The 7,841-nt window shown below is 41.2% G+C and carries 8 protein-coding genes and 1 tRNA gene; 6 read left to right on the top strand and 3 right to left on the bottom strand.

Going from position 1 to position 7,841, the window contains the following annotated elements; genetic code table 11:
- Nucleotide 1 precedes the first annotated feature (1 nt).
- Both AACZ87_RS04575 and sucC read right to left on the bottom strand, forming a co-directional pair.
- Nucleotides 2–75, bottom strand: a tRNA-Arg gene (locus tag AACZ87_RS04575).
- Nucleotides 76–113: 38 nt separating this feature from the next.
- Complete coding sequence (gene sucC / locus AACZ87_RS04570; protein WP_339865301.1) at nt 114–1,328, bottom strand: ADP-forming succinate--CoA ligase subunit beta; 1,215 nt, start codon at nt 1,326–1,328, stop codon at nt 114–116.
- 231 nt (nt 1,329–1,559) lie between these two features.
- Between sucC and AACZ87_RS04565 the strand changes: the two genes are divergently transcribed.
- Nucleotides 1,560–2,210 carry an ABC transporter ATP-binding protein gene (locus tag AACZ87_RS04565; protein WP_339865299.1) on the top strand — a complete coding sequence of 217 codons (651 nt, stop codon included), beginning with the start codon at nt 1,560–1,562 and terminating at the stop codon, nt 2,208–2,210.
- A 437-nt stretch (nt 2,211–2,647) separates the two neighbouring features.
- Here the strand turns inward: AACZ87_RS04565 and AACZ87_RS04560 are convergent, their stop codons facing one another.
- Complete coding sequence (locus AACZ87_RS04560) at nt 2,648–3,097, bottom strand: peroxiredoxin (RefSeq protein ID WP_339865297.1); 450 nt, start codon at nt 3,095–3,097, stop codon at nt 2,648–2,650.
- 142 nt (nt 3,098–3,239) lie between these two features.
- Between AACZ87_RS04560 and AACZ87_RS04555 the strand changes: the two genes are divergently transcribed.
- The 5 genes from AACZ87_RS04555 (at nt 3,240) to AACZ87_RS04535 (ending at nt 7,696) form a co-directional block, all read left to right on the top strand.
- Complete coding sequence (locus AACZ87_RS04555; protein ID WP_339865307.1) at nt 3,240–4,052, top strand: DMT family transporter; 813 nt, start codon at nt 3,240–3,242, stop codon at nt 4,050–4,052.
- A 56-nt stretch (nt 4,053–4,108) separates the two neighbouring features.
- Nucleotides 4,109–5,605 carry a nicotinate phosphoribosyltransferase gene (locus AACZ87_RS04550; protein ID WP_339865295.1) on the top strand — a complete coding sequence of 499 codons (1,497 nt, stop codon included), beginning with the start codon at nt 4,109–4,111 and terminating at the stop codon, nt 5,603–5,605.
- Entirely contained in the window at nt 5,589–6,218 is a 630-nt protein-coding gene (gene pncA / locus AACZ87_RS04545) for a bifunctional nicotinamidase/pyrazinamidase (protein WP_339865293.1), read from the top strand. The genes AACZ87_RS04550 and pncA overlap by 17 nt, the downstream gene beginning before the upstream one ends.
- A gap of 2 nt (nt 6,219–6,220) precedes the next feature.
- Nucleotides 6,221–6,736 (top strand): acyl-CoA thioesterase, encoded by a 516-nt coding sequence (locus tag AACZ87_RS04540; RefSeq protein WP_339865291.1) that lies wholly within the window; start codon nt 6,221–6,223, stop codon nt 6,734–6,736.
- 375 nt (nt 6,737–7,111) lie between these two features.
- Nucleotides 7,112–7,696 (top strand): hypothetical protein, encoded by a 585-nt coding sequence (locus AACZ87_RS04535; RefSeq protein ID WP_339865289.1) that lies wholly within the window; start codon nt 7,112–7,114, stop codon nt 7,694–7,696.
- The last annotated feature ends 145 nt before the right edge of the window (nt 7,697–7,841 follow it).

The following is a 7,841-nucleotide window of genomic DNA, read 5'->3' as shown; positions in this document are numbered from 1 at the left end:
GTGCACTCGGAAGGATTCGAACCCTCAACCCTCAGAGCCGAAATCTGATATTCTATCCAGTTGAACTACGAGTGCAGAAAGTACTGAAGATTGCTCTTCAGTACACTTTTATATTATGATTCAAGTACAGACTGTACTTTGTCAGCAGCTTCTTTCAGCGTGATTGCAGAGAATACTTTCAATCCTGAATCATCAATGATTTTTGCTCCTTCTGCAGCATTAGTTCCTTGAAGTCTTACGATAATAGGAACTCTAATGTCTCCAATAGATTTGTAAGCTTCTACCACACCGCTAGCGATTCTGTCGCATCTTACGATACCACCGAATACGTTGATAAGGATTGCTTTTACATTTGGATCCTGAAGAATGATTCTGAAACCAGCCTCTACAGTAGTAGCATTTGCCCCTCCTCCTACATCTAGGAAGTTAGCAGGCTCACCACCTACCAATTTGATCATGTCCATAGTAGCCATTGCTAGCCCAGCACCATTCACCATGCAACCTACGTTTCCGTCAAGTTTCACATAGTTCAATCCTGATTCACCAGCTTCTACTTCCAATGGATCTTCTTCAGCCACATCTCTCAATGCTGCCAATCCTTTTTGTCTGTAAAGTGCATTGTCGTCGATGTTCACTTTAGCATCTACTGCCAAGATCTTATCGTCAGACGTTTTCAATACTGGGTTAATCTCAAACTGAGAAGAATCAGTTCCTTCGTAAGCATTGTAAAGAGCAGTGATGAATTTCACCATTTCTTTGAACGCAGTACCAGAAAGACCTAATCCGAAAGCTACTTTTCTAGCTTGGAATGGCTGAAGACCAACTTTAGGGTCGATCCACTCTTTCATGATTTTCTCAGGAGTGTTTTCCGCAACTTCCTCGATGTCCATTCCACCTTCGGTAGAGGCCATGATTACATTGCTACCAGTAGCTCTGTCCAATAGGATAGACAGGTAATATTCCTTTGGCTCAGATGCACCTGGATAATATACATCCTCAGCAATCAAAACTTTATTTACAACTTTTCCCTCTGGGCCAGTCTGGTGAGTCACCAAGGTGCCACCAAGGATATTTTTAGCCTTTTCAGAGACATCTTCCAATTTCTTGGCTAGAACAACTCCGTTGGATCCGGTTTCGTTGACTTTGCCTTTGCCTCGACCACCCGCGTGAATCTGAGCTTTGATCACATACCAGCTAGTACCGGTTTGCTCGTTCAACTTAACGGCTGCTTCATGAGCTGCTTCAGGTGTGTCGGCGACTATACCTTCCTGAATACGAACTCCGTAACCTTTTAATACTTCTTTAGCCTGATATTCGTGAATATTCATGTGTGTATGATTTTTTTCTCAAATGTCACTTGGAATCTCTCATGGGTGGGGTTTCTAACCCTTTGACCTTTCAGTCATGATAGATTCCATCCTTGGGAAATTTTTGCCCGAAGTTAAGCCCTAAGACTCGATAAATCAAACCCGAGTTTTTCCTTTTTCTGTAAAAAAAGCCGTTAATTCCCTACAGAGATAGGCATTTGTCCTATTTTTGGAAGGATAAAAAATGTTAGCATGCTGAAAGCCAACGGAATCCATAAATCCTATGGAAACCTACAAGTATTAAAAGGAGTAGATCTGGAAATTTTAACTTCTGAAATTGTTTCCATAGTCGGTTCCTCAGGAGCAGGGAAAAGTACCTTATTACATATTCTGGGAACGTTGGATCATCCAGATCAAGGAACGTTGGAGATGGATGGTAAAATGCTCCTGAATCTGAAGGGCGATGAATTAGCCAAATTCAGAAATGAGCGGATTGGCTTTATTTTTCAATTTCATAATCTTTTGCCGGAGTTCACGGCGCAGGAAAATATCATGATTCCTGGATTAATCGGAAATTCTTCCCCTGAGAAATTAAGCAAGAAATCTGGTGAATTGGCAGAATTGCTTGGAATCTCACATCGCTTGGATCACAAACCTTCCACGCTTTCAGGCGGAGAGCAGCAAAGAGTAGCTGTAGCTCGGGCATTGATCAATAGTCCAGCAGTGGTTTTTGCAGATGAGCCTAGTGGAAATCTGGATACCCAAAATGCTAAAGGATTACATGAATTGTTTTTCACCCTTCGCAAAGAACTTGGCCAAGCCTTCGTGATCGTCACGCACAACGAGGAACTAGCTGAAATGGCCGATCGGAAGGTTGTGATGAAAGATGGGTTGATTCTTTGAGATTTTAGACGTTAGATTAGGAAGGGAGATTCAAGAAAAAGAGAAAAGAGATTTCTCAGTTCCCGAAAAAGCTGAATTGAAAGTTCCTTCACCGAAATGATTCTTTTGCCTCGGTTTGTGTCTCCACAAACTGAAATGTATTACAGAAATTAGCCGTTCGTGACTCGAGCCTGGGTTTGTGTCTCACAAACCGAAATAAATTATGCAAGCTTGCCATTCGTGAGCACGAATGGCGGCATTGATTTCTCCCTTTGTTACGAAAGTCTTTAGACCTATACCTCTGTTAGTCTGAGCTGAATCGAAGTCTGGTTTTCTCAAGCTATAAAAGAGATAACACAGAATCTTCGAGGTCAGAAAAAGCTTTTAGAGGTTATAAAATGTTGCGACTTGGCGCCTTTGCGGGAGATTCAAATACGTTGGCCCCCCCCAAGAATTCCTTACTTCTCCAGACTCTTCAGCATCGCCTCGATATGTCCCTTGGACTCAAACATATCAGAAAACACAGCTGCAATCTTATGATCCCTATCTATCAAATACGTAATCCGTTTTGGCATTTTGATGAGAGGGACAAGTGCGTCATAGGCTTTGCAAACTTCACCGGCTGGATCAGAAAGTAGGTCAAAAGGAAGTTTATGTTCTTTTTTGAATCGCTCGTGAGTTTCTATATCGTCCCTGCTGATTCCTAGGACGGGGATATCCAGATCCCGAAAAGCTTCAAACTGATCTCTGAATTCACAGGCTTCTGCAGTACATCCTTTTGTGAAGTCCTTGGGATAAAAGTAAAGTATGAATGCTTTGTTTTTCAAATCCTTGGAAGAATCTATTGATTTTGCTCCTGTGGATTTCAGATTAAATTCCGGTGCTTGTGTTCCTGTTTTCAATGCCATAGTGAATAAAACCAAAGTGTGATAGAATGGTTCGTGACGAAGGCGAGATTTTGAAAAGTTTTTGAACTATTGACCAGCTAATTTCCTTAGAAAAACATCACCTTGAAAAGCAACTATTTTGAAGATTAACAGTGTCCAGGCCATGCTTATGGCTGGAATATTTTTCGCTCTGATGAATGTCTCAGTCAAGTACATTCCTCATATTCCCGCCATAGAAATCATAGTTTTTAGATCTATTTTCTCTTTGGTATTCAGTTACTTGGTTCTGAAAAAGCAGAAGGTAAATGTGTTTGGGAATAATAAAAAGTGGTTAATTATCCGTGGTGTGGTCGGCTCGATTGGGCTGATTTCCTTCTTCTATACCTTGCAAAATATTCCTTTGGCGAGTGCGGTCACCATTCAATATTTATCCCCGATTTTCACTACACTCTTTGGCGTTTTCTTGCTAAAAGAAAAAGTTAAGCCGATTCAGTTCTTGTTCTTTGCCATTTCTTTTGCGGGAGTTCTGGTGATTCAGGGTGTAGATGCGCGGGTGGATCTATTTTGGGCCACGATTGGAATTATCTCTGCCATATTCTCAGGCCTTGCTTACAATGTTATCCGCAAATTGAAAAATACGGAGCATCCTCTGGTGATCATTTTCTATTTTCCATTGGTCACCTTGCCTTTTGCTTTGATCGTTTCAGCATTTGGCTGGGTGAATCCAGTAGGCTGGGACTGGGCGATATTATTGTTCATCGGGATTTGTACACAGACCGCACAGTATTTCTTGACAATTGCATATCAAAATGCCAATGTTTCCAAGGTCGCCAGCCTTACCTATATAGGAATAGTTTACGCTTTGATTTTCGGTTTCTTCTTCTTTGATGAGACATTCAGCGCGCTGGTTTATGTAGGAATGGGACTAGTACTACTAGGGATTCTACTGAATATGCGGGTGAAGCAAGTTTCTTAGGTGAATTGGACAGGAAGGGAAAGCAGGTTATTTTTGAATTAAGCTAATTACAACTAATGAAAATCACGAAAGACCTATATCAAGGCTCACTGGCGCTTCTTACAGATTTTTATCAACTCACGATGGCCTATGCCTATTGGAAATCTGGAAAGGCGGAACAGGAAGCTGTGTTCAATCTTTTTTTTCGCAAGCATCCCTTTCAAGGTGGATTTACCATAGCTGCTGGGCTGGATTATATAGTCGATTATTGTAAAAACTTCCAATTCTCCGAAGAAGACCTGAGCTACTTGGCTACCATGCAAGGAAAAGACGGAGAACTACTTTTTGAAAGTGGCTTTTTGGATTATCTGAGAAAAATGAAATTCAGCTGCGATATAGATGCAGTGGAAGAAGGAACGGTAGTTTTTCCAAATACACCTTTGGTACGGGTCAAAGGTCCCTTGATCCAATGTCAACTGCTGGAAACTCCACTTCTCAATATCATCAACTTCCAAAGTTTGATAGCCACCAAAGCTTCTAGGATTAATCTGGCTGCACAGGGTGAACCAGTTCTGGAGTTTGGATTGAGAAGAGCTCAGGGAATTGACGGGGGACTGGCAGCATCCCGAGCTGCATATATTGGAGGTTGTTCTTCTACCAGCAATGTGATGGCGGGAAAACTCTTTGGAATTCCAGTGTCAGGAACTCATGCGCATAGCTGGATCATGTCTTTTGAGACAGAATTGGAAGCATTCGAAGCTTATGCAGATGCTTTTCCGGATCAGTCCATTTTCCTTGTTGATACTTATGACACGGTCAATGGAATCAGGAATGCCATCAAAGTTGGAAACGCTTTGCGAAGCAAAGGCAAAGAAATGGTAGGAATCAGGATAGACTCCGGTGACTTAGCTTATTTCAGTAATGTGGCTCGAGAAATGCTCGATGAAGCCGGGTTTCCAGATGCCAAAATCGTCGCGTCCAATGATCTGGATGAGCATATCATCACATCTCTGAAAGGTCAGGAAGCTTCAATTAATGTCTGGGGAGTTGGTACAAAACTGGTAACTGCCTTTGATCAGCCAGCACTCGGAGGGGTTTATAAGCTATCGGCCATTAAAAATGAAAATGGGGAATGGATACCGAAAATCAAGCTTTCGCAGCAATCCCTAAAGATAAATATTCCAGGCGTTCATACGGTGAAGCGTTTTTTCTCCAAAGGAAAAGCAGTAGCCGATATGATCTACTTGGAAGATCAGGAGCTAAATCCACAGGCGGCCTTGATCATAGATCCAAATGATCCGACCAGAAGGAAGCGCATGATGCCGGCTTTTTATCAGGAAGAAATATTATTGAAACCAATATTTAACCAAGGTAAGTTGATCTATAAACTGCCGACCATCAATCAGATCAGGGAGAAGGTACAAGCGCAATTAGAATCGCTGGATAAAACGCATAAGCGTTTGGTGAATCCGCATTTGTATCCCATAGGTTTGGAAGAAAATCTCCATCATCTACGGATGGAATTGGTACTGAAAGCAAAACAAATTGACAAGGACAATGAATCTGAAAAATAGTGCGCTGCTCATAGTGGATGTGCAAAATGACTTCCTTCCAGGTGGAGCTTTGGCTGTAAACCAAGGTGATGAGATCATACCTGTGATCAATTCCCTTCAGGAGCAATTTACATTTATAGTCGCTACTCAGGATTTTCACCCAGCTGATCATGGAAGCTTTGCAGCAAATCATGAAGGCAAAAAGGTGGGAGATACCATAGAGCTAAACGGCTTGCCACAATTTCTATGGCCAGTTCACTGTGTGCAGGGATCGGAAGGAGCTGAGTTTCATGAGGAATTGAATCCCGTCAAATGGACGGCGATTTTCCAGAAAGGCACTAATCCCGAAGTGGATTCTTACTCAGGTTTCTTTGACAATGCCCGAAGAGAAGATACTGGGCTGGGAGATTTCCTGCACAATGAAGGGATAATGAATGTGTTTGTGACTGGACTTGCGCAGGATTACTGTGTGAAGTTCACTGCGTTGGATGCTGTAAGTCTAGGCTTCAAAACATACCTGATCACAGATGCGACCAAAGCCGTGAATGTAAATTCAGTCGACGGAGAAAAGGCGCTGGAGGAACTAAAAGAAGCCGGAGTGATATTAATTGACAGTAAAGCTATACTTGACTAACCATGTTTGAATATAACCCAGAGAAACATTACCCCAAGGAGACAGAAAGCAGAGTGCTGATAAGATTTCAGGACTGCGATCCACTTCGTCACCTGAACAACGCTAAGTATTTTGATTACTTTTTCAATGCCCGGGAGGATCAGGTTCCTAAGCTATACGGAGTGGAGATGATGGATTTCATCAAAAAATATCAGGCTGCTTGGGTGATTTACAATCATAATATTTCCTATGTAAAGCCAGCGATGGTGGGTGAGTGGGTTCGTATTAAGAGTAGAATCATCTGGCATAATCACAACACGGTGATTTTGGAATACTACATGACAGATGATAGTGAGACACAACTGAAAACGCTCCTGTGGACTACTATGCGCTATGTGACGCTGGCTGAAGGGAAATCCACTGATCACCAAGGTGCCGTCAATGAATTCCTCCAGGCAACTTCTATGAATCTGGATATTTCTGATATTCAGATCAAAGAACGGGTAAAATCACTCTCCCAAGAGCTAAAAAAAGTTTGATATAAATCAAATTTATGTATCTGTGCGAACAAGACCTGTACACGAGCGTACAGGTTTTTGTTTTTTAAATTAGTTAGATTCAGGTACTTACGATTTATTGTAAAATTAATTTTTACTAACATTCACAATAAAGTGTAACCTGCTTTTTTCCTAAATCTATGCTCAACTGTTCGGGTGCAATACAATTTCATAGTAAATCGATCACTTACAAGGCAGTTTTAACCTAGTCACATGTTCACAAAGCAAATTATATTTTGCTTGGATGTTAATTTTTGTAAAATGAAATTCTGCTCAAACTAGGCTGAATGGGGCTTTCTGGCACTGTTGGTACGCGCTTCGCAACAAGGAGAAGCATAACTCTAAACCAACATTATTATGAAAACTCTATTCACTTTCGCACTAGCCGGACTTTTAGCTACAAGTACTTTTGCTATTGATGCTGAAGATTTGAAAGCAAATTCATCAGTTCATACGAACTACAAAAAGATTGCTGTACACCTAAATGAGGGGGTGGGCAAAGCAAAAATTGCCATTTATGATATGAATGGTAAAAAACTGCACTCTCGTAGAGTCAAAGCAAATGAAGATCTATTGGTTCCTTATGATTTGAATAGCTTGCCTTGCGGAGAGTATCAGGTGATGATCTCAACTGAGGAGGAGGAAGTGACCTATACAGTAGAAACTGTAGAAAAGGTCGAGCCAAAACCTACTGTTTTACCGTTGATGGCTTACGGTAAAAAGATCAATGATTATACCGTCAATCTATTAGTTATTGGATTGGAAGAAGCTGGAACGGAGGTTAAAATTAAAAGAGCAAGCGACGATAGACTAATCCATAAGGAACTTGTAGATCAGGAAAGAGGCTTCCGTAAAGACTATAGATTGAATGGCGTAAGTCCTGAGGATGTGTACTTCGAAGTAACAGACGCAAAAGGTAGAACACGTAAAATTTACATTTGAATTCTAAACCGACCTCTTGTGCACAAACCCTGAATCGAAAGATTTGGGGTTTTTTTATTTTTAATTCAACCACAAAGTTCACTAAGGTAAAGTCTGACATCGCAACGATTTATTTGCTTGGTCATTGAAGTGGAAATTGTAAATT

Origin of the sequence: uncultured Algoriphagus sp. (genome assembly GCF_963974365.1) — a bacterium.
Taxonomy (GTDB): Bacteria; Bacteroidota; Bacteroidia; order Cytophagales; family Cyclobacteriaceae; genus Algoriphagus.
The sequence above is the reverse complement of the archived record's forward strand: the minus strand, read 5'-3'. Positions and strand labels throughout refer to the sequence as shown.

Excerpts from the sequence above, each read along its gene's own strand:
- AACZ87_RS04550 (WP_339865295.1), top strand. The coding sequence starts at position 4,109 with ATGAAAATCACGAAAGACCTATATCAAGGCTCACTGGCGCTTCTTACA.
- AACZ87_RS04540 (WP_339865291.1), top strand. The coding sequence starts at position 6,221 with ATGTTTGAATATAACCCAGAGAAACATTACCCCAAGGAGACAGAAAGC.
- pncA (WP_339865293.1), top strand. The coding sequence starts at position 5,589 with ATGAATCTGAAAAATAGTGCGCTGCTCATAGTGGATGTGCAAAATGAC.
- sucC (WP_339865301.1), bottom strand. The coding sequence starts at position 1,328 with ATGAATATTCACGAATATCAGGCTAAAGAAGTATTAAAAGGTTACGGA.
- AACZ87_RS04555 (WP_339865307.1), top strand. The coding sequence starts at position 3,240 with ATGCTTATGGCTGGAATATTTTTCGCTCTGATGAATGTCTCAGTCAAG.
- AACZ87_RS04560 (WP_339865297.1), bottom strand. The coding sequence starts at position 3,097 with ATGGCATTGAAAACAGGAACACAAGCACCGGAATTTAATCTGAAATCC.
- AACZ87_RS04565 (WP_339865299.1), top strand. The coding sequence starts at position 1,560 with ATGCTGAAAGCCAACGGAATCCATAAATCCTATGGAAACCTACAAGTA.
- AACZ87_RS04535 (WP_339865289.1), top strand. The coding sequence starts at position 7,112 with ATGAAAACTCTATTCACTTTCGCACTAGCCGGACTTTTAGCTACAAGT.